This window comes from Variovorax paradoxus NBRC 15149, from assembly GCF_001591365.1.
GTDB lineage: Bacteria > Pseudomonadota > Gammaproteobacteria > Burkholderiales > Burkholderiaceae_C > Variovorax > Variovorax paradoxus.
Genome location: NZ_BCUT01000006.1, coordinates 65663 through 83010 on the forward strand (window position 1 = coordinate 65663; position 17348 = coordinate 83010).

Below are 17348 nucleotides of genomic sequence, written 5' to 3' on the forward strand. Positions count from 1 at the left end.
AAGGCGTTCAGCCGAAGAGCACGAAGCCCTTGAGCGCGCCCCAGAAGCCGCCGGTGTGCTCCGAGGCCACCACGTTCGAGAAGCTCACCGCGCCGAAGTTGGCCTGGTGTGCGTACATGTTCATGATCTGCGCGGTGGCATCCATCTTCTTGATGTTGGTCGTGAACGTGAAGCCGGCGTTGCTGTTGTTCACGCCGTAGGTCGCGCTCGACAGGCCGGTGGCCGTCACCGCCGTCGGCGACCAGTCCCACAGCAGCACGCGGTTCACGCGCTTGACGTGGTTGCCCTCGAAGGTGAAGTCGCCGCTGGCCTTGATCTCGACGTCGCCCGCCGTGGCCTCGATGGTCACCTTCTGGGCCTTGCCGTTGTAGTTGCCGGCCGAGACGGTCGAGTGGTGGTCGCCTGTCTCGATGGTTTCGGTGAGGCCGTCCTTGATGTTGTCCTTGCCGCCGCCGCTCACGATGGTTCGCTGCCAACCGGTCTGGTAGCTTTCCTGCCGGTTGCCGTCGAGCGTCTTCAGTATGGAGTTGCCGGTGTGGATCTCCTCGTCCATGCCGAGCTTCACGTCGACCAGCAGCCCCTTGTCGAAGGTCTCGTGGCGCAGGCCGCCGTTGACCGTGACCTCCGACAGGCCGCTGAGCACCGTCTCCTTGGAGCCGAGCTTGGTGGTGGTCTCGATGCGGTTGTCGAAGAAGTGCTCGGTGAGCGCGCCCGAGACGGTGAGCTTCGAGCCGTTGCGGTATTCGGCAGTGTCCTTCTGCTTGACGAGGGTGTCGCGGGTCTGGTCGACGGTGAGCGTGTCGGTCTTCAGGATGTGGGTGATGCGGTGGCCGTCGACGGTTTCTGTCTCGTCGTTCTCGACGTGGATCCGCAGGTCGTTCTCGACATCGATCTCGAAGTCCTTCTCGGCGTGGATGCGCACCAGCTCGCAGCCCGGCGCGTCGTCCAGGATGAATTCGTTCGCGTTGGCCGGCGAGCCGTCTTGGCTGCGGCTCACGAAACCGCTCACGGTCACCTGCGCCGGCAGTTCGAGCGGGGGCATCTGGTCGGCGTTGTAGACCCGGCCGATGATGATGGGCCGGTCGGGATGGCCGCCGATGAAGTCGACCACCACCTCCTGTCCCTTGCGCGGATGGTTGACGGCGCCGTAGTTGGAGCCGGCCCATGCGCTGGAGACACGCACCCAGCAGGAGCTGTTCTCGTCGCTCTTGCCGTAGCGGTCCCAGCGGAACTGCACCTTCACGCGGCCGTACTGGTCGACCCAGAATTCCTGGCCCGCCTTGCCGACCACGGTGGCCGTCTGCGGCCCGTTGGTGCGCGGCAGCGGCGTGACGCGCGGCGCGCGAAAGACATAGGCGCTGGGCTGCACGGCAAAGTCGAAGCTGTAGTGGCCTTCGGCGCCGCCGCTGGCGTAGCCGCCCTCGCGCAGCGCATACGACACCGACACCACGAGGTATTCGCGGTTGTCTTCCTGCCGCGGGCAGTTCTGCATGGTGAAGCGGTAGCCGGGCGCCATGCCGCGCACGTTGGTGTGGCCGATGTCGCGCTCGGCCTGCGCCTGCGCTTCCTCCAGGCGGATGCGCGAGTAGTGCTCGCCCTGTTCCGCCTCGCTGAAGCCGCCGAGCCATTCGTACATCTCGTACTGGCCGTGCTCGTTGCCGCGCGGCTGGCTGCGCATGTTCATCAGGTCGGCGCGGGGCTTCTTGAAGTCGAAGTCGTCCACCACGTAGCTGCCGGGGCGGATCTCCTCGGTGACCTGCCACTGGTCGATCACTTCCTGCCGCGGGTCGGCGCCGCGGTCGGCGGCCAGGTAGCCGATCTTCGCGTAGCCGGGCAGGGTCTCGTGCGCGCCGATGTCGTCGGCCAGCACCAGCGTGTGCTGGCCCTTCTCGTGCGTGAAGTAGTAGTAGATGCCTTCGTGCTCCATGAGGCGGCTCACGAAGGCGAAGTCCGTTTCCTGGTACTGGACGCAGTACTCCCACTGCCTGTAGCTCGCGCTGAGCTTCTTCTCGAAGGCAAAGCCGTAGTCCGCAAACACCTCTTCGAGGATGTCGACCACCGACTTGTTCTGGAATATCTTGCAGTCGCTGGTGCGCGTGAGATACCAGAGCCATGGCCGCACCGTGGCGCGGTAGACCACGTAGCGCGAGGCGCCGTCCTCCTTGCCGATCATCGTGAAGCGGACGATCTGCCCGTTCAGGAAGCGCGGCGCGCCCGCAGTCTGTATCTCCAGCGCCAGCGGCTTGCCCAGCACGGCCTTCATGTCGATCGACATGCTGGGACTCAGCAGTTCGACCTCGAACTCGAACAGCTGCGACAGCCCCTCGGTTCCGTGCATCGAACGGAACATGAGCTGGTCTTCGCCCAGCGGCGTGTGTGCGCGTACGACTCGGGGCATGCGAAAAACTCCCTTGCTCAAGACAGCACCTCCTGCACCAGCATCGCCCACTGCGTGGCGGCCGAAGCAGTGATTGCGAACTTATGTTTGAAGCGCTCGTTCACCGGTGAACCCGCATGGGGCCAGGGGTGCTTCATCGTTGTGCCTTTTGCGTCTGGCATGTGCGCTTCTTTGCAAGTAGCAGGCCAGCGCGGGCCGGGCCTCATGCCGCGTTGCGGCTTCGGCGCCGCCGCCTGTAGGATGTGCGAATGACCCAGCACATCGGAATCGTCGGGTGCTCCGCCGAAGGCGCGGCGCTCTGCTACCAGACCATCTGCGTGGAAGGGGCCAATTTGCTCGGCCCGCATGCGCATCCTGAAGTGGCCATGCACACGCCCTCGCTTTCGGACTACATGGCGCACATCTACCGCGGCGACTGGCACGGCGTGGGCGAGGTGATGCTGGCCTCGGCGAGCAAGCTCGCGAAGATCGGTGCCGACTTCCTGGTCTGCCCCGACAACACGATCCACCAGGCGCTGCCCTTCATCGAGGCGCGTTCGCCGCTGCCGTGGCTGCACATTGCCGAGTGCGTGGCCGACGAGGCCGCGCAGCGCGGCTTCCGGCGCCTGGCCATCACCGGCACGCGCTGGCTGGTCGACAGCGAGGTCTATCCCGAGAAGCTCTCTGCCCGGGGGCTCGAATACGTCCGGCCCACGGCCCTGGAGCGCGAGGAGATCAACCGCATCATCATGGACGAGCTGGTGCGCGGTGTGTTCACGCCCGACGCGGTGCTGGCGTTCCGGCGCGTGATCCAGCGCATGAAGGACGAAGACGGCTGCGATGCGGTGGTGCTCGGCTGCACCGAGATTCCGCTCATCATGAACGACGTGAATTCGCCGCTGCCCACGCTCGACTCCACGCGGCTCTTGGCGCGCGCGGCGCTGCGGCGCGCCGCGGCCTGAAGCGCCGGCCGCCTCAGCCGGCCAGGAACTGCTCGATCAATCCCGCCACGCGCTGCGGCTGGTCGTGGTGCAGCATGTGGCCCGCGTCGGCCAGCTGCTCGATGCGCACCGACGGCACGGACTTCAGCCGCTCGTGGAATTCTTCGAGCGTGTAGCGGTTCTTCCACCAGCCGTGCAGGCTGTCGTCGGCGGCCTCGATCATCAGCGCGGGCGCCGAGATCCGCGCATAGAGCGCCAGCGTTTCGTCGACCCGGAAGATGTTCGCGTTGATGATCTTGTGCGCGGCGTCGCCAAGGATCTGCCAGCGCTCGCTGCCGTCGGGCTGCAGCTGGAGCGCGGACCAATGGCTCGCGAGCCAGCCGGCCTTGTCGGGCGTGAGGCGCGGGTTGGTCTTCATGAGCCGCCGCGCCACGCCGTCCACACCCGAGTAGCCCGCCAGCGCCATCTCGCCGCGGTGCAGGCGCTTGAGCTCGTCGATCCATTGGCCGTAGCGCGCGGGCGCTTCCTCGGGCTTGCGCGCCGGCATGCCAAAGCCTTCGAGGTTGACGAGGCGGCGGATGCGCGCGGGCCGGGTGCCCGCGTAGTGCATGGCGACATTGCCGCCCATGCTGTGGCCGACCAGGTCGACCGGCCGCGCCGCATCGCCTTCGCCCGCGTAGTGGTCGAGCAGCCATTCGAGATCGGCGAGGTAGTCGGGCAGCCAGTAGTTGTCGACACCGCCGCCGTCGGTGAGGCCGAAGCCGCGCCAGTCGGGCGCGACGATGAAGCGTTCTTCGGCCAGCGCATCGACCACGAACTGCCAGGAGGCCGCCACGTCCATCCAGCCGTGCAGCAGCACCAATGGCGGCTTGTGGGGCGAGGCCTCGCCCCAGAGGCGCACGTGGTAGCGGAGATTGCGCACGGGCACGAATTCGCTGCGCGAGGGGCGGAGGGCTTGGTACATGGGCGCCGATGATACGGAGCCGGGCGGCGGGCCGCAGTCCGGCACAGGACAGCACGCGTCCGGGTTTTGGCTGCGCCGCGAGCGCGCCGCGGAGGAGGGCGGTAGCATCCCGCGCATGAAAAAAATCCAACTCGGCCAGAGCGACCTGCACGTCACCCCCATCTGCCTGGGCACCATGACCTTCGGCGAACAGGTGGACGAGCCCACCTCCCACGCCATCCTGAGCCGCTCGCTCGAGCGCGGTGTCGACTTCATCGACACGGCCGAGATGTACTCGGTGCCCACGCGCCAGGAAACCTACAGCGTCACCGAAACCATCATCGGCAACTGGTTTGCGGCCAACCCCGGTGCACGGCAGAAGCTCGTGCTCGCCACCAAGGTGGCCGGCCCGCTGCGCAACACGCCGTGGGTGCGCGAAGGCGTGGGCATGACGGCGGCCGACATCGTGGCCTCGTGCAACGCGAGCCTGAAGCGCCTGAAGACCGACGTCATCGACCTGTACCAGATCCACTGGCCCGAGCGCCATGTGCCGGCCTTCGGCAACATCTACTACGACCCGGCCAAGGAGGTCTCGCAGACCCCGATCCTGGAGCAGCTCGAAGCCCTCGGCGGACTGGTGAAGGCCGGCAAGGTGCGCGCGATTGGCCTGTCGAACGAAACGCCCTACGGCGTGCACGAGTTCGTGCGGCTGGCCGAGCAGCACGGGCTGCCGCGCGTGGCCACGGTGCAGAACGTCTACAACCTGGCGAGCCGCGGCGTCGAGAACGGGCTGGACGAGACGATGCACCGGCTGGGCGTGTCGCTGCTGGCCTATTCGCCGCTGGCCTACGGCCTGCTCACCGGCAAGTACGACCAGAGCGGCATCACCGGGCCGGATGCGCCCCAGGACGCGCGCATCACACGCTACGAATCGGTGCGCAAGCTGCGCTGGGGCCGCCCCGAGGCGCTGAAGGCCGCGCGCCTGTACAACCAGCTCGCGCGCGACAACGGCCTCACGCCCACGCAGCTTGCGCTGGCCTTCTGCTACACCAAGTGGCAGGTGGCAAGCACCATCATCGGCGTGACGACGGTGGCGCAGCTGGACGAAGACATCGATGCCTACGGCACCGCGCTCTCGCCCGAGGTGCTGGCCGAGATCGACAGGATCCGGTGGGAGATCCGGGACCCGGCGGCGTGAGCAAAAATAAAAGCGCCCACGTTTCCGAAACCCCCGCGACGCAGCTGCTGCGAGCGAACAAGGTCGCCTTCACCGAGCATCCGTACGAATACCTGGAGCACGGCGGCGCGCAGCACAGCGCGGCCGTGCTGGGCTTCGATCCCTTCACGGTGGTGAAGACGCTGGTGATGCAGGACCAGGACGCCAGGCCGCTGATCGTGCTGATGCACGGCAACCGCACGGTGTCGACCAAGAACCTCGCGCGGCAGATCGGCGCCAAGTCGGTCGAGCCCTGCAAGCCCGAGGTCGCGCAGCGCCACAGCGGCTACATGGTGGGCGGCACCTCGCCCTTCGGCACGCGGCGCGCAATGCCGGTGTACATCGAATCGACCATCCTCGAACTGCCGAGGATCGCGATCAACGGCGGGCGGCGCGGCTACCTCGTGGGCATCGACCCGCAGGTGTGCGTCGCCCTGCTCGGCGCCACGCCGGTGCAGTGCGCGCTGGCAGAATAGCCGGCGTCGCCGAACAAGAACAACCATTCCTCCCCGCGGAGCGCCGCCTTGAGCTTTCATCTGCCGTCTTTCATCGCCATCGTGGCTTCGTACCTGATCGGCTCGCTGTCCTTTGCGGTCATCGTGAGCAAGGCGCTCGGCATGGCCGATCCGCGCAGCTACGGCAGCGGCAACCCCGGTGCCACCAACGTGCTGCGCTCGGGCAACAAGGGCGCGGCGCTGGCCACGCTGCTGCTCGATGCGCTCAAGGGCTGGCTGCCGGTGTTCCTGATCCGCCATTTCGGCGCCCAGTGGGGCCTGGGCGAAGGCGTGGCCGCGCTGGCCGGCCTGGCGGCCTTCCTGGGCCACCTCTACCCCGTGTTCTTCGGCTTCCAGGGCGGCAAGGGCGTGGCCACGGCGGCCGGCGTGCTGGTGGGCATCGCGCCCTGGCTGGGGCTCGCGACCGGCGCCACCTGGCTGATCATCGCGGTGTTCTTCCGCTATTCGTCGCTGTCGTCGCTGGTGGCGGCCTTCTTTGCGCCGGCCTATTACCTGCTGGGCGGCAATATTGCGTGGCCGCTCGACCGCACGGTGCTGATTGCGATCATCATCATGAGTCTGCTGCTGGTCTGGCGGCACCGCGAGAACATCCGCCGGCTCGCGGCCGGCACGGAGTCGAAACTCGGCTCGAAGAAAAAGGCTTGATAAACACCATGGCATCCATCACACGCTTCCACGTCGGCCCGCGCCTGTCCGAAACAGCCGTGCACAACGGCACCATCTACCTCGCGGGCCAGGTGCCCGACGACACCACGCAGGACATCCGCGGCCAGACCACCCAGGTGCTGGCCATGGTCGACCGCCTGCTCGCCGAGGCCGGCAGCGACAAGTCGCGCATCCTCATGACGCAGATCTTCCTGGCCGACATCACCGACATCGCGGCCATGAACGAGGTGTGGGATGCCTGGATTCCCGCCGGCAACACCCCGCCGCGCGCAACGGTGCAGGCCAAGATGGCCAATGCAGCCTACAAGATCGAGATCGTCGTCACGGCCGCCCAGGCCTGACGCGGGCGGTCAATAGCGTTTTTCGAGGACCATCTGGTCCGCGTCGCGGCGCATCGAGAAACGGTTGATGAAGCTGTTGCCCAGCAGCACGAAGGGCATGGGCTGCGGCGAGACGATGGCGTCGATGTCGTACACCTCCACGTCGCCCACGCGCACCGATTGCAGCCGCAGCTTGTAGCCGCTGGACACGCCGTTGGCGGTGCTCATCTGGATGCGCTGCCCCTTGCTGTAGTCCAGGCCGATCCGCTGGGCATCGTCGGCCGACAGCGCGATCGACGTGGCGCCCGTGTCGAGCATGAAGGTGACGGGGCGGCCGTTGATGGCGCCCTGCGTCATGAAATGGCCGCGGCTGTCGGCTGGCAGCACGATGCGGCTGCCGCCACCGGTGCCTCCCCCGCCGCCGATGCTGACCGGCGTGTCCATGCGCAGATTGACGCGCTTGCCATCGAGTTCGACCACCGCCTGCTCGGCCTGCAGCGACACCAGCTTCACGCCCTGGAAGGTCTCGCCGACCGCCACCGTCTTGGGCGGCGCGCCGTTCACGATCAGGATCGCGCGGCTGCCGATGGTGCCGGTCAGCATCACGGAGCCGGCCGCATGCGCCCCGGCAGCGGCAGCCAGCAGCTGCGCTGCGACGACGAGGGCCTTCATTTGCGGCTCAGTCGCGGAAGTTGTTGAAAGACAGCGGCATGTCGGGCACGTCTTTCTTGATGAGTGCCATGGCCGCCTGCAGGTCGTCGCGCTTGGCGCCGGTGATGCGCACCGCGTCGCCCTGGATGGCCGCCTGCACCTTGAGCTTGCTGTCCTTGATGATGCGGGTGATCTTCTTGGCCTGCTCGGATTCGATGCCGCTCTTCACCTTGATGACCTGCTTGACCTTGTCGCCGCCGATCTTCTGAACGTCGCCCTTGTCGAGGAAGCGCACGTCGACGCTGCGCTTGGTGAGCTTGGCGCGCAGGATGTCCTCGACCTGCACGAGCTGGAACTCGGCGTCGCCGATCATGGTGATTTCCTTGTCCTTGAGCTCGACGGCGGCGGCCGTGCCCTTGAAATCGAAGCGCGTTGCGATTTCCTTGGCGGTGTTTTCGACCGCATTCTTCACTTCGGGCAGATTGGGCTCGCAGACGGTATCGAAAGACGGCATGGGCTCTCCTGAATTCACGGGGTGCTGGATGCGACAATTCTCCCATGATCGTGGAGAACAACGTCCCGCTGCAGCCGTACAACAGCTTTGGCATCGTCGCGCGCGCGCAGAACCTCGTGCGCATCGCCAGCGAGGCGGATGTGGCCGAGCTGCGGGCCGACCCCCGCTGGCGCGATGCGCCGCGCTTCGTGCTGGGCGGCGGCAGCAACATCGTGCTCACCGGCGACGTCAAGCCGCTGGTGCTGAAGGTCGAGATCAAGGGGCTGCGGCTGGTCGAGGAAACCCCGCGCGCCTGGATCGTGGAGGCCGGCGCGGGCGAAATCTGGCATGACGCGGTGCAATGGATGCTCGAGCACGGCTATCCGGGGCTGGAGAACCTGGCGCTCATTCCGGGCACCGTGGGCGGCGCGCCGGTGCAGAACATCGGCGCCTACGGCGTCGAGCTGCAGGACCGCTTCGATTCGCTCGATGCCATCGACCTGGACACCGGGCGCGGTTTCACGCTCGACGCCGCGCAGTGCGCCTTCGGCTACCGCGACTCGGTGTTCAAGCATGTGCGCAGCGGCCCCAACGACTTCGGCCTGTCGGGCCGGGCGCTGATCACCCGCGTGCGCTTTCGCCTGCCCAAGCCCTGGAAAGCCGTGGTGGGCTACCTCGACCTCGAGCGCAAGATGGAAGAAACCGGCAACTTCACGCCCAGCGCCACCGACGTGTTCGACTGGGTCTGCGCCATCCGCCGCGCCAAGCTGCCCGACTGGCGCGTGCTCGGCAACGCCGGCAGCTTCTTCAAGAACCCCACGGTCACGCCCGAGCAGTGCGCCGACATCATTGCGCGCGACCCCAAGATCGTGCACTACCCGATGGACGACGGCAGCATCAAGCTCGCGGCCGGCTGGCTCATCGATGCCTGCGGCTGGAAGGGCAAGTCGGTCGGCAATGCCGGCGTCTACGAAAGGCAGGCGCTGGTGCTGGTGAACCGCGGCGGCCTCGAGAACCCGGTCACGGGCGGCGAGGTCATGACCCTGGCCAAGGCCATCCAGACCAGCGTGTACGAGCGCTTCGGCATCCGGCTGGAGCCGGAGCCGGTGGTCGTCTGACGGCATGGACCTCGACTTCCTGCACCTGAACTACCGGCGGCGCATTGCCGCCTTGATCTGGACCCGGCGGGCGGTGGTGGCGGGCGCCTTCGTTACCGTGTTCTTCGCCTTGCGCCACGGCCGGCTGGCGCTGGTGCCGTTGATCCTGGCCGCCTGGGCGCTGGCGGCCGCGCTCGGCTTCATGGAAACCAGCCTGCGCCGCCAGTTCATCCGCGAGGCCCGGCTGCCGCCCTTCCTGGCCGGCAAGCTGCGCGCGGCCCATCCCGGCCTGAGCCAGCGCGACGCCGAACTGGTGCTGCGCGGGCTGCGCCAGTTCTTCATGGCGCATTTGCGCAGCGGCCGCAAGTTCGTCGCCATGCCGTCCAAGGTGGTCGACACGGCCTGGCACGAGTTCATCCTGCACACGCAGGGCTACCAGAACTGGTGCAAGGCGGCCTTCGGCGGCATGCTGCACCACAGCCCGGCCGAGGTGCTGGGCAAGGACCCCAAGCGCAACGACGGCCTGCGCCGCAGCTGGTACTGGGCCTGCAAGGAGGAAAGCATCGATCCGCGCACGCCGGCGCGCCTGCCGCTCCTGTTCGCGCTGGACGTGAAGTTCGGCATCCCGGGCGGCTTCGACTACGTGCCCGACTGCAGGGCGGTCGACCGGCATGCCGGCTCCGATGCCCATTGCGGCACCAGCTTCGGCGACTCGTCGTCCGATGGCGGCGGCTCGGGCGATGCCGGCGGCTTCGGCGGCAGCGAATCAAGCAGCGGCGGCGGCGATGGCGGCGGGGGAGGGGATTCGTCCGGCGGCGACGGCGGCGGGTGTGGCGGCGGCTGCGGGGGCGGCGGCGGCGATTGACCGGCCGGAGCGGCGCACCAGGCGTACGCACCAAAGCAAACGGGCCCGCGAGGGCCCGTTCGTCATTGGAGGAAGCGCGTGGCGCTTACTTGGTCTCGTCGTCGTTCGAGAGCCGCGGCACCGCGGTGCCCTGGCCCGGCGACAGCAGCCCGGTGCGGGTGTAGATCGCGAGCTTCTCGCGCGTGTCGACGATGTCGAGGTTGCGCATCGTGAGCTGGCCGATGCGGTCCAGCGGCGTGAACGCGCCCGCAACCTTCTCCATGCTCAGCCGCTCGGGCTTGTAGGTGAGGTTGGGCGAGACGGTGTTGAGAATCGAATAGTCGTTGCCGCGGCGCAGTTCGATCGTCACTTCGCCGGTGACGGCGCGCGCCACCCAGCGCTGTGCGGTCTCGCGCAGCATGATGGCCTGAGGATCGAACCAGCGGCCCTGGTAGAGCAGGCGGCCGAGCTTGCGGCCGTGGTCGCGGTACTGCTCGATGGTGTCTTCGTTGTGGATGCCGGTCACCAGGCGCTCGTAGGCGATGAACAGCAGCGCGAGACCCGGAGCCTCGTAGATGCCGCGGCTCTTGGCCTCGATGATGCGGTTCTCGATCTGGTCGCTCATGCCCAGGCCGTGCCGGCCGCCGATGCGGTTGGCTTCCAGGATCAGCTCGACGAGGTTCGCATGTTCGACGCCGTTCAGGGCGACCGGGCGGCCTTCCTCGAAGCGCACGCTGACCGTCTCGCGCTTGACCTCGACCTCGTCCTTCCAGAACGCCACGCCCATGATCGGCTGCACGATCTGCATGCCGCTGTCGAGGTTCTCCAGGTCCTTGGCCTCGTGCGTGGCGCCGAGCATGTTGGAGTCGGTGCTGTAGGCCTTCTCGGCCGACATCTTGTAGCCGAAGCCGGCCTTGGTCATGAAGGCCGACATCTCGGCCCGGCCGCCGAGCTCGTCGATGAACAGCTGGTCGAGCCAGGGCTTGTAGATCTTGAGGTTCGGGTTGGTGAGCAGGCCGTAGCGGTAGAAGCGCTCGATGTCGTTGCCCTTGTAGGTGCTGCCGTCGCCCCAGATGTGGACGTCGTCTTCCTTCATGGCCGACACCAGCATGGTGCCGGTCACCGCGCGGCCGAGCGGCGTGGTGTTGAAGTAGGTGACGCCGGCGGTGGTGACGTGGAAGGCGCCGGCCTGCAGCGCGGCAATGCCTTCGTTGGCGAGCTGCGCGCGGCAGTCGATCAGGCGGGCGTTCTCGGCGCCGTAGAGCATCGCCTTGCGCGGGATCTCGTCGTAGTCGGGCTCGTCGGGCTGGCCGAGGTTGGCGGTGTAGGCGTAGGGAATCGCGCCCTTCAGCTTCATCCAGTGCAGTGCCGCGCTGGTGTCCAGGCCGCCCGAAAAGGCAATGCCGACCTTCTGGCCGGCGGGAACGTTTTGGAGAATGGTCGACATGTGGGTGTCCGGTTCGCGGTTCAGCCGAAATGGCAGATGTAGCTGTAGGGCTCGCCAGTGACCCGGATCTGGAAGCTCGAATTGCCCGGCACGCTGAACTTCTGGCCGGGGCCCGAGGCGATCCATTCGGTGGTTCCCGCCAGCTGGTACTCGCAGCTGCCGGCGGTGCCTTCCATGATCTCGGGCGCGCCGGTGTTGAAGGTCAGGGTGGACGGAAGGATCACGCCGACCGATTTCCTGGTGCCGTCGGCCAGCGTGAGGCTGTGGCTCACGCACTTGCCGTCGAAATACACATTGGCCTTGGTCGCCACTGCGGCGCTGTTGAGAGTGTCGGTAGTCGTCGTCATTGGAGGGCGCCGGCGCATGCGCGGTCGGCTTGTCGAGGACGCGCCACCGCGGCGGCGCACCCCTTTGGGGTTGGAAAAGTCCTCGATTTTAGGGCTTGGCCGGCACCGGCAGCCCGGCCCGCCGCATCGGGCGGCTCAGCGCCAGTGGCGGTAGCCGTACCCGCGGTAGCCGCCCCAGCCTCTCGAGTACCCCAGGTTGAGCGAAATGCCCACCGGCGGATAGGCATAGGGATAGGCGTAGGGATAGGTGTAGGCGGGCTGCACGTAGACGGGCGGCGCATACACGGGTGCCGGCTGCACGTAGACCGGCGCCGGCGCATTGGAGACCACCACGCCCGGTTCGGGCACGACGTTGTCCCAGGGCGAGCCGCCCGGCTGCGCGTATTGCGGCTGCTGCTGGTACTGCTGTTGGTACTGCTGTTGCTGGCCGGTGTTGTTGGCCTCGACGGGGTAGGGCTGCAACTGCGGCTGCGGCGCCACAGGCGAGGTCGTCACGCCATAGGCGCCGACCTCGACCGGGATGGTCGCGCCCGGCCGGCTGTTGGTGCGGGTGGTGTACTGGCGGCCGTTGTATTCGTAGGTGACGTTGTAGCTCACGTCGCTGCCGGTCGTCTCGCGGATCGGGGTGGCCGAAATCACCCGGGCCTGGACCACTTGCTGGGCCTGCACCACGCTGGCGCCGGTCGCCAGCAGGCCGGCCACGGAAAGACCCGCAAGGGTGCGAAAAACGTGCTTGTTCATGGTGTTCTCTCCTGCAGATCGAGGTTGGAGGCCGGCCGGCGAGGCGGGGTTCCGGCATTTACACGGCATTCACGGCGTTCACGGTGGCCCAGGCTTCAGCGTCGAACCCCGTCGTAACGCCGGTTTTCGGGCCCCAGTTGACCACCGGCCGCTTGATCAGGCTGGGGTTGGCCAGCAGCACGGCGCGCGCCGAAGCGGCGTCGACCACCGCATTGCGGGTGGTTTCGTCGAGCTTGCGCCAGGTGGTGCCGCGGCGGTTGACCAGCGCCTCCCAGCCGGGCTTCCTGAGCCACTGGTCGAGCTCGGCCTCGGGCACGGCCTGTTTCTTGAAGTCATGGAAGGTGTAGGCCACGCCGTGGTCGTCGAGCCAGGTGCGGGCGCGCTTGACGGTGTCGCAGTTCGGAATGCCGTAGAGGGTTGTCATGGACGCCAATGATGCCGATAAAACGCGCCGCGCCGGGCGCTTTGCGGGTCGGCGACAATGCCGGGCTCCATGGAAACCCTTAACGACTGGCTCGCGCGCGCCGAGCAACTCCATCCCAAGAACATCGAGCTCGGCCTCGACCGCGCCAAGGAAATGGCCTCCCGGATGGGCCTGCGCTTCGACTGCCCGGTGATCACCGTGGCCGGCACCAACGGCAAGGGTTCGACCTGCGCCATGCTCGAATCGATCCTCACGCACGCCGGCTACCGCACGGCGGTGTTCACGTCGCCGCACCTGGTGCGCTTCGAGGAGCGGCTGCGGCTGGCGGGCGAAGCGGTCGATGCTTCCAAACTGATAGCAAACTTCGAGGCGGTGGAAACGGCCCGGGGCGACATGCCCCTGACGTACTTCGAATTCACCACGCTGGGCATCCTGCGCTGCATGATCGAGGAAAAGCCGGATGTGGCCATCCTGGAAGTCGGCCTCGGCGGCCGGCTCGATGCGGTCAACATCATCGACACCGATTGCGCGGTCATCACCAGCATCGACCTCGACCACATGGACTATCTCGGGCCCGACCGCGAAAGCATCGGCTTCGAGAAGGCCGGCATCATGCGCGCGGGCAAGCCGGCCATCGTGAGCGATCCGATGCCGCCGCAAAGCGTGATCGACCATGCGGCGGCCATCGGCGCCGACCTCTGGCGCTTCGGGCACGACTTCAATGTGTCGGGCGACAAGCAGCAGTGGGGCTGGTCGGGCCGCGGGCGGCGCTACAGCGGGCTGGCCTATCCCGCGCTGCGCGGCGCCAACCAGCTGCTCAATGCCGCCGGCGTGCTCGCGGCGCTCGAGGCGCTGCGGCCCCGGCTGCCGATCACTGCGCAGGCGGTGCGCACGGGGCTCGCGATGGTCGAGCTGCCCGGCCGCTTCCAGATCGTGCCGGGCGAGCCCACGCTGGTGCTCGACGTGGCGCACAACGCCCACGCGGTCGCGGCGCTGGCGGAGAACCTCGACGCGATGGGTTTCTACCCCACCACGCATGGCGTGTTCGGCGTCATGGCCGACAAGGACCTGGCCCCGATCCTCGCGCGCATCGGCCCGATGATCGACCGCTGGTACTTCACCGACCTGCCGACCCAGCGCGCCGCCAAGGCCGCAGATCTGCTCGCGAGCTGGCAGGCGCAGAACACGCGCACCGACGTGTCCGGCAGCGTGCATGCGAACCCGATGGAGGCGCTGCGCGCAGCCATCGAGCGCGCGGACCCCGCTGATAGAATCGTGGTCTTCGGATCGTTCTTCACCGTGGGTGGCGTGCTGGAGCATGGCACTCCGCGGCTGCAAGCCAAACACCTGCTGCCCGGCGGCTGATCGCCGGCCCGTCCGCACCATCTGGCACACACCTCGCTGCACTCCTTCAGGGATCGAACTTCATGGCGTTTTTCAAGTTCCGCACGCGCGGCCAGCAAGGCAACGAAGGACGCAGCGCACCGGCCGCCGTCCCCGCGGAAAGTGTCGAAACCATGCGGCGCCGTGCGCGCCACCGGCTGGTGGGCGCGGCGGTCCTGGTACTGCTTGGCGTGATCGGATTCCCGCTGCTGTTCGACACCCAGCCGCGCCCGGTCGCGGTCGACATTCCGATCGAGATTCCCGACCGCAACAAGGTCAAGCCGCTGCCCGTGCCCGCCACGCCGGCACCCGCCGCACCGGCGACCGGCGCGGCCGATCCCGGCGCCCGCGTGGCCGCTGCACCGTCGGGCAGCGGCGGCATGATCACCGAGAGCGCCGACGGCACCGAGATAACCGATCCCGGCAAGCCGGCGGCCAGCACGCCTGCGGCCGAGACCCGGCCCGCGGCCGAGGCCAAGCCGGAGCGCAAGCCAGAACCCAAGCCCGAGCCCAAGCCGGAACACAAACCCGAGCCGAAGCCCAAGCCCGAAGCCAAGCCGGAAGCCAAACCCGAACCCAAGCCCGCCGCCCCCAAGCCGGCCTCGGCCGACGACGGCAACCGCGCGCGCGCCTTGCTCGAAGGCAAGCCGTCCAACACCAGCACCAAGCCCGCTGCGTCCGAAGACGGCGGCCGCTTCGTGGTGCAGGTCGGCGCCTTTGCCGATGCCGACAAGGCCCGCGAGGTGCGGCAGAAACTCGAGAAGGCCGGCCTCAAGACCTATGTGCACGTGGCCAAGACGGCCGATGGCGAGCGCACGCGTGTGCGTGTCGGCCCGTTCGGCTCGCGTGCCGAGGCGGACAAGGCCGCCGAGAAGGTCAAGGGCTTGTCTTTGTCGGCTGCCATCCTCACGTTGTAGTAGCCATCGCCCGCCGCCGTGGCCCTGCTCGACTGGATCGCCGTCACGCTCGTCGTCGTGTCGATGCTGTTCGGCCTGGTGCGCGGCCTGGTGTTCGAGGTGATTTCGCTGGTGGGCTGGGTGGCTGCATTCATTGCCGCCCAGTGGCTGGCGTCGGATGTGGCGGCCTGGCTGCCCTTCGGCGACCCGCAGGCCACCTGGCGCTATCCGCTGGCCTTCGTGCTGGTGTTCGTCGGGGTGGCGTTCGGCGTGGGCCTGGTGGCGGCGCTGACGCGAAAGCTGATTGCTGCTGTCGGCCTCAGGCCGGTGGACCGGATATTGGGTGGGGCCTTCGGGGCGGCGCGGGGTGTGGTTGCCCTGCTCGTGCTGGCGGTCATTGTTCATTTGCTGGCGTTGAGCGACAGTGCCTGGTGGCACGAATCGCACAGCGCCAATGTTCTCGATGCGGCATTGCAGGGCCTGAAACCCGCGCTGCCTGAAAAGTTGGCAAGCTACCTGCCCTGAGAGGAATCGTTCATGTGTGGAATCGTCGGCGTTGTCAGCAACGCACCCGTCAATCAGCTGCTCTATGACGCCTTGCTGCTGCTGCAGCACCGCGGCCAGGATGCGGCCGGCATCGTCACCCTGCTGGAGCGCAAGTTCTTCATGCACAAGGCCAAGGGCATGGTGCGCGACGTGTTCCGCACGCGCAACATGCGGGCGCTGCCGGGCAGCGTGGGCCTGGGCCAGGTGCGCTACCCGACCGCGGGCAACGCCTACAGCGAGGAAGAGGCGCAGCCCTTCTACGTGAACGCGCCCTTCGGCATCGTGCTGGTGCACAACGGCAACCTGACCAACGCGCATGCGCTGCGCTCGGAGCTGTTCTCCACCGACCATCGCCACACCAACACCGAGAGCGACTCCGAAGTGCTGCTCAACGTGCTGGCTCACGAGATCGAGCGTTCCTCGCGCGGCGTGCCGTTGCATCCGGCCGAGGTGTTTGCCGCTGTCAAGAACGTCTACAAGCGCCTGCGCGGCTCGTACGCCGTGGTCTCGCTGATCGCCGGCCACGGCCTGCTGGCCTTCCGTGACCCCTACGGCATCCGTCCGCTGTGCATGGGCCGCAGTGCCGACGGCACCGTGATGGTGGCGAGCGAATCGGTGGCGCTCGAAGGCTCGGGCCACGTGTTCGAGCGCAACATCGAGCCGGGCGAAGCGGTGTTCATCGACCTCGAAGGCAACGTGCACTCGATGCAGTGCGCCGAAGGGGCGACGCTCAACCCGTGCATCTTCGAATTCGTCTACCTGGCAAGGCCCGACTCGGTGCTCGACGGCATTTCGGTCTACCAGGCGCGGCTCAACCTGGGCGAAACGCTGGCCAAGCGCGTGGTGTCCACGGTGCCGCCGAACCAGATCGACGTGATCATTCCCATCCCCGAATCGAGCCGGCCGAGCGCCACGCAGCTCGCGCACCTGCTCGGCGTGCCGTACCGCGAAGGCTTCGTGAAGAACCGCTACGTGGGCCGCACCTTCATCATGCCGGGGCAGGGCGTGCGCAAGAAGTCGGTGCGCCAGAAGCTCAACGTGATTGCCAGCGAGTTCAAGGGCCGCAACGTGCTGCTGGTCGACGACTCCATCGTGCGCGGCACCACCAGCCGCGAGATCGTCCAGATGGCGCGCGACGCCGGTGCGCGCAAGGTCTACCTGGCCAGCGCGGCGCCGCCCGTGCGCTACCCCAACGTCTACGGCATCGACATGCCCACCAAGGACGAGCTGGTCGCGCACGACCGCACCGTCGAGCAGATCCGCGAGCTGATCGGCTGCGACGCGCTGATCTACCAGGACGTCGACGCCATGAAGCGCGCCATCGGCTCGCTCAACCCCAAGCTCGACGGCTTCGATGCCTCCTGCTTCGACGGCGTGTACGTGACCGGCGACATCGACACCGAAGCCATCTCGCGCATGAACGGCAACCGTCCGCGCGTCGAGGAGACCGAAGAAGATTCTTCGCGCCTGGCGCTTCCCAACCACAGCGAGTGAGAGCCGA

The 17348-nt window shown here is 67.4% G+C and carries 19 protein-coding genes; 11 read left to right on the top strand and 8 right to left on the bottom strand.

Features of this window, described 5'->3' with window-relative positions; translation table 11 throughout:
• Positions 1 to 7: 7 nt before the first annotated feature.
• Positions 8 to 2398 (bottom strand): type VI secretion system Vgr family protein, encoded by a 2391-nt coding sequence (locus VPA02S_RS24370; protein WP_062366119.1) that lies wholly within the window; start codon positions 2396 to 2398, stop codon positions 8 to 10.
• Between the two features lie 248 nt (positions 2399 to 2646).
• Here VPA02S_RS24370 and VPA02S_RS24375 point away from each other — a divergent pair, with 248 nt between their 5' ends.
• Positions 2647 to 3339: an aspartate/glutamate racemase family protein gene (locus VPA02S_RS24375; protein WP_015866554.1), complete on the top strand. Its 693-nt coding sequence runs from the start codon at positions 2647 to 2649 to the stop codon at positions 3337 to 3339.
• 13 nt (positions 3340 to 3352) lie between these two features.
• On the opposite strand, the gene VPA02S_RS24380 is transcribed toward VPA02S_RS24375, so the two are convergent.
• Entirely contained in the window at positions 3353 to 4282 is a 930-nt protein-coding gene (locus VPA02S_RS24380) for an alpha/beta fold hydrolase (protein WP_062366121.1), read from the bottom strand.
• Between the two features lie 115 nt (positions 4283 to 4397).
• Between VPA02S_RS24380 and VPA02S_RS24385 the strand changes: the two genes are divergently transcribed.
• Genes VPA02S_RS24385 through VPA02S_RS24400 form a run of 4 tightly spaced genes read left to right on the top strand, consistent with a single transcriptional unit; the run spans position 4398 to position 6999 of the window.
• Positions 4398 to 5459: an aldo/keto reductase gene (locus tag VPA02S_RS24385; protein WP_018905457.1), complete on the top strand. Its 1062-nt coding sequence runs from the start codon at positions 4398 to 4400 to the stop codon at positions 5457 to 5459.
• On the top strand, positions 5456 to 5953 hold the full coding sequence (locus VPA02S_RS24390) for an aminoacyl-tRNA deacylase (RefSeq protein WP_027729835.1): 498 nt from the start codon (positions 5456 to 5458) through the stop codon (positions 5951 to 5953). The genes VPA02S_RS24385 and VPA02S_RS24390 overlap by 4 nt, the downstream gene beginning before the upstream one ends.
• Before the next feature lie 48 nt (positions 5954 to 6001).
• On the top strand, positions 6002 to 6637 hold the full coding sequence (gene plsY / locus VPA02S_RS24395; RefSeq protein ID WP_015866550.1) for a glycerol-3-phosphate 1-O-acyltransferase PlsY: 636 nt from the start codon (positions 6002 to 6004) through the stop codon (positions 6635 to 6637).
• Between the two features lie 8 nt (positions 6638 to 6645).
• Complete coding sequence (locus tag VPA02S_RS24400) at positions 6646 to 6999, top strand: RidA family protein (RefSeq protein ID WP_015866549.1); 354 nt, start codon at positions 6646 to 6648, stop codon at positions 6997 to 6999.
• 9 nt (positions 7000 to 7008) lie between these two features.
• Here the strand turns inward: VPA02S_RS24400 and VPA02S_RS24405 are convergent, their stop codons facing one another.
• Both VPA02S_RS24405 and VPA02S_RS24410 read right to left on the bottom strand, forming a co-directional pair.
• On the bottom strand, positions 7009 to 7650 hold the full coding sequence (locus VPA02S_RS24405) for a retropepsin-like aspartic protease family protein (protein ID WP_062366123.1): 642 nt from the start codon (positions 7648 to 7650) through the stop codon (positions 7009 to 7011).
• Positions 7651 to 7657: 7 nt separating this feature from the next.
• Positions 7658 to 8143: a YajQ family cyclic di-GMP-binding protein gene (locus VPA02S_RS24410; protein ID WP_015866547.1), complete on the bottom strand. Its 486-nt coding sequence runs from the start codon at positions 8141 to 8143 to the stop codon at positions 7658 to 7660.
• A gap of 44 nt (positions 8144 to 8187) precedes the next feature.
• On the opposite strand from VPA02S_RS24410, the gene murB reads away from it, so the two are divergent.
• Both murB and VPA02S_RS24420 read left to right on the top strand, forming a co-directional pair.
• Positions 8188 to 9240: a UDP-N-acetylmuramate dehydrogenase gene (murB, locus tag VPA02S_RS24415; protein ID WP_062366125.1), complete on the top strand. Its 1053-nt coding sequence runs from the start codon at positions 8188 to 8190 to the stop codon at positions 9238 to 9240.
• A 4-nt stretch (positions 9241 to 9244) separates the two neighbouring features.
• Positions 9245 to 10084: a glycine-rich domain-containing protein gene (locus tag VPA02S_RS24420; protein ID WP_015866545.1), complete on the top strand. Its 840-nt coding sequence runs from the start codon at positions 9245 to 9247 to the stop codon at positions 10082 to 10084.
• 85 nt (positions 10085 to 10169) lie between these two features.
• Here the strand turns inward: VPA02S_RS24420 and argG are convergent, their stop codons facing one another.
• The 4 genes from argG to VPA02S_RS24440 form a co-directional block, all read right to left on the bottom strand.
• Entirely contained in the window at positions 10170 to 11510 is a 1341-nt protein-coding gene (gene argG / locus VPA02S_RS24425; RefSeq protein ID WP_015866544.1) for an argininosuccinate synthase, read from the bottom strand.
• Between the two features lie 20 nt (positions 11511 to 11530).
• A complete protein-coding gene (ppnP, locus tag VPA02S_RS24430) occupies positions 11531 to 11857 on the bottom strand; it encodes a pyrimidine/purine nucleoside phosphorylase (RefSeq protein ID WP_062366127.1) in 327 nt (108 codons plus the stop codon).
• A gap of 135 nt (positions 11858 to 11992) precedes the next feature.
• Entirely contained in the window at positions 11993 to 12598 is a 606-nt protein-coding gene (locus VPA02S_RS24435) for a hypothetical protein (protein ID WP_062366129.1), read from the bottom strand.
• 58 nt (positions 12599 to 12656) lie between these two features.
• Positions 12657 to 13022 (bottom strand): ArsC family reductase, encoded by a 366-nt coding sequence (locus tag VPA02S_RS24440; protein WP_081247629.1) that lies wholly within the window; start codon positions 13020 to 13022, stop codon positions 12657 to 12659.
• Positions 13023 to 13079: 57 nt separating this feature from the next.
• Between VPA02S_RS24440 and folC the strand changes: the two genes are divergently transcribed.
• The 4 genes from folC to purF all read left to right on the top strand — a co-directional run bounded on the left by folC (position 13080) and on the right by purF (position 17341).
• Complete coding sequence (gene folC, locus VPA02S_RS24445; protein WP_062366132.1) at positions 13080 to 14387, top strand: bifunctional tetrahydrofolate synthase/dihydrofolate synthase; 1308 nt, start codon at positions 13080 to 13082, stop codon at positions 14385 to 14387.
• Positions 14388 to 14449: 62 nt separating this feature from the next.
• The gene (locus tag VPA02S_RS24450) at positions 14450 to 15322 is read left to right on the top strand and encodes an SPOR domain-containing protein (protein ID WP_062366134.1); all 873 of its coding nucleotides are present in this window, start codon (positions 14450 to 14452) and stop codon (positions 15320 to 15322) included.
• Between the two features lie 18 nt (positions 15323 to 15340).
• Entirely contained in the window at positions 15341 to 15826 is a 486-nt protein-coding gene (locus VPA02S_RS24455; RefSeq protein WP_015866538.1) for a CvpA family protein, read from the top strand.
• A gap of 12 nt (positions 15827 to 15838) precedes the next feature.
• Positions 15839 to 17341 carry an amidophosphoribosyltransferase gene (gene purF, locus VPA02S_RS24460; RefSeq protein ID WP_015866537.1) on the top strand — a complete coding sequence of 501 codons (1503 nt, stop codon included), beginning with the start codon at positions 15839 to 15841 and terminating at the stop codon, positions 17339 to 17341.
• Positions 17342 to 17348 lie beyond the last annotated feature (7 nt).

Coding starts and splice junctions, on each gene's coding strand:
- ppnP (WP_062366127.1), bottom strand. CDS start 11,857: ATGACGACGACTACCGACACTCTCAACAGCGCCGCAGTGGCGACCAAG.
- VPA02S_RS24450 (WP_062366134.1), top strand. CDS start 14,450: ATGGCGTTTTTCAAGTTCCGCACGCGCGGCCAGCAAGGCAACGAAGGA.
- VPA02S_RS24400 (WP_015866549.1), top strand. CDS start 6,646: ATGGCATCCATCACACGCTTCCACGTCGGCCCGCGCCTGTCCGAAACA.
- VPA02S_RS24385 (WP_018905457.1), top strand. CDS start 4,398: ATGAAAAAAATCCAACTCGGCCAGAGCGACCTGCACGTCACCCCCATC.
- folC (WP_062366132.1), top strand. CDS start 13,080: ATGCCGGGCTCCATGGAAACCCTTAACGACTGGCTCGCGCGCGCCGAG.
- VPA02S_RS24375 (WP_015866554.1), top strand. CDS start 2,647: ATGACCCAGCACATCGGAATCGTCGGGTGCTCCGCCGAAGGCGCGGCG.
- murB (WP_062366125.1), top strand. CDS start 8,188: ATGATCGTGGAGAACAACGTCCCGCTGCAGCCGTACAACAGCTTTGGC.
- VPA02S_RS24380 (WP_062366121.1), bottom strand. CDS start 4,282: ATGTACCAAGCCCTCCGCCCCTCGCGCAGCGAATTCGTGCCCGTGCGC.
- VPA02S_RS24370 (WP_062366119.1), bottom strand. CDS start 2,398: ATGCCCCGAGTCGTACGCGCACACACGCCGCTGGGCGAAGACCAGCTC.
- VPA02S_RS24420 (WP_015866545.1), top strand. CDS start 9,245: ATGGACCTCGACTTCCTGCACCTGAACTACCGGCGGCGCATTGCCGCC.
- purF (WP_015866537.1), top strand. CDS start 15,839: ATGTGTGGAATCGTCGGCGTTGTCAGCAACGCACCCGTCAATCAGCTG.
- VPA02S_RS24405 (WP_062366123.1), bottom strand. CDS start 7,650: ATGAAGGCCCTCGTCGTCGCAGCGCAGCTGCTGGCTGCCGCTGCCGGG.
- VPA02S_RS24440 (WP_081247629.1), bottom strand. CDS start 13,022: ATGACAACCCTCTACGGCATTCCGAACTGCGACACCGTCAAGCGCGCC.
- VPA02S_RS24435 (WP_062366129.1), bottom strand. CDS start 12,598: ATGAACAAGCACGTTTTTCGCACCCTTGCGGGTCTTTCCGTGGCCGGC.
- VPA02S_RS24410 (WP_015866547.1), bottom strand. CDS start 8,143: ATGCCGTCTTTCGATACCGTCTGCGAGCCCAATCTGCCCGAAGTGAAG.
- argG (WP_015866544.1), bottom strand. CDS start 11,510: ATGTCGACCATTCTCCAAAACGTTCCCGCCGGCCAGAAGGTCGGCATT.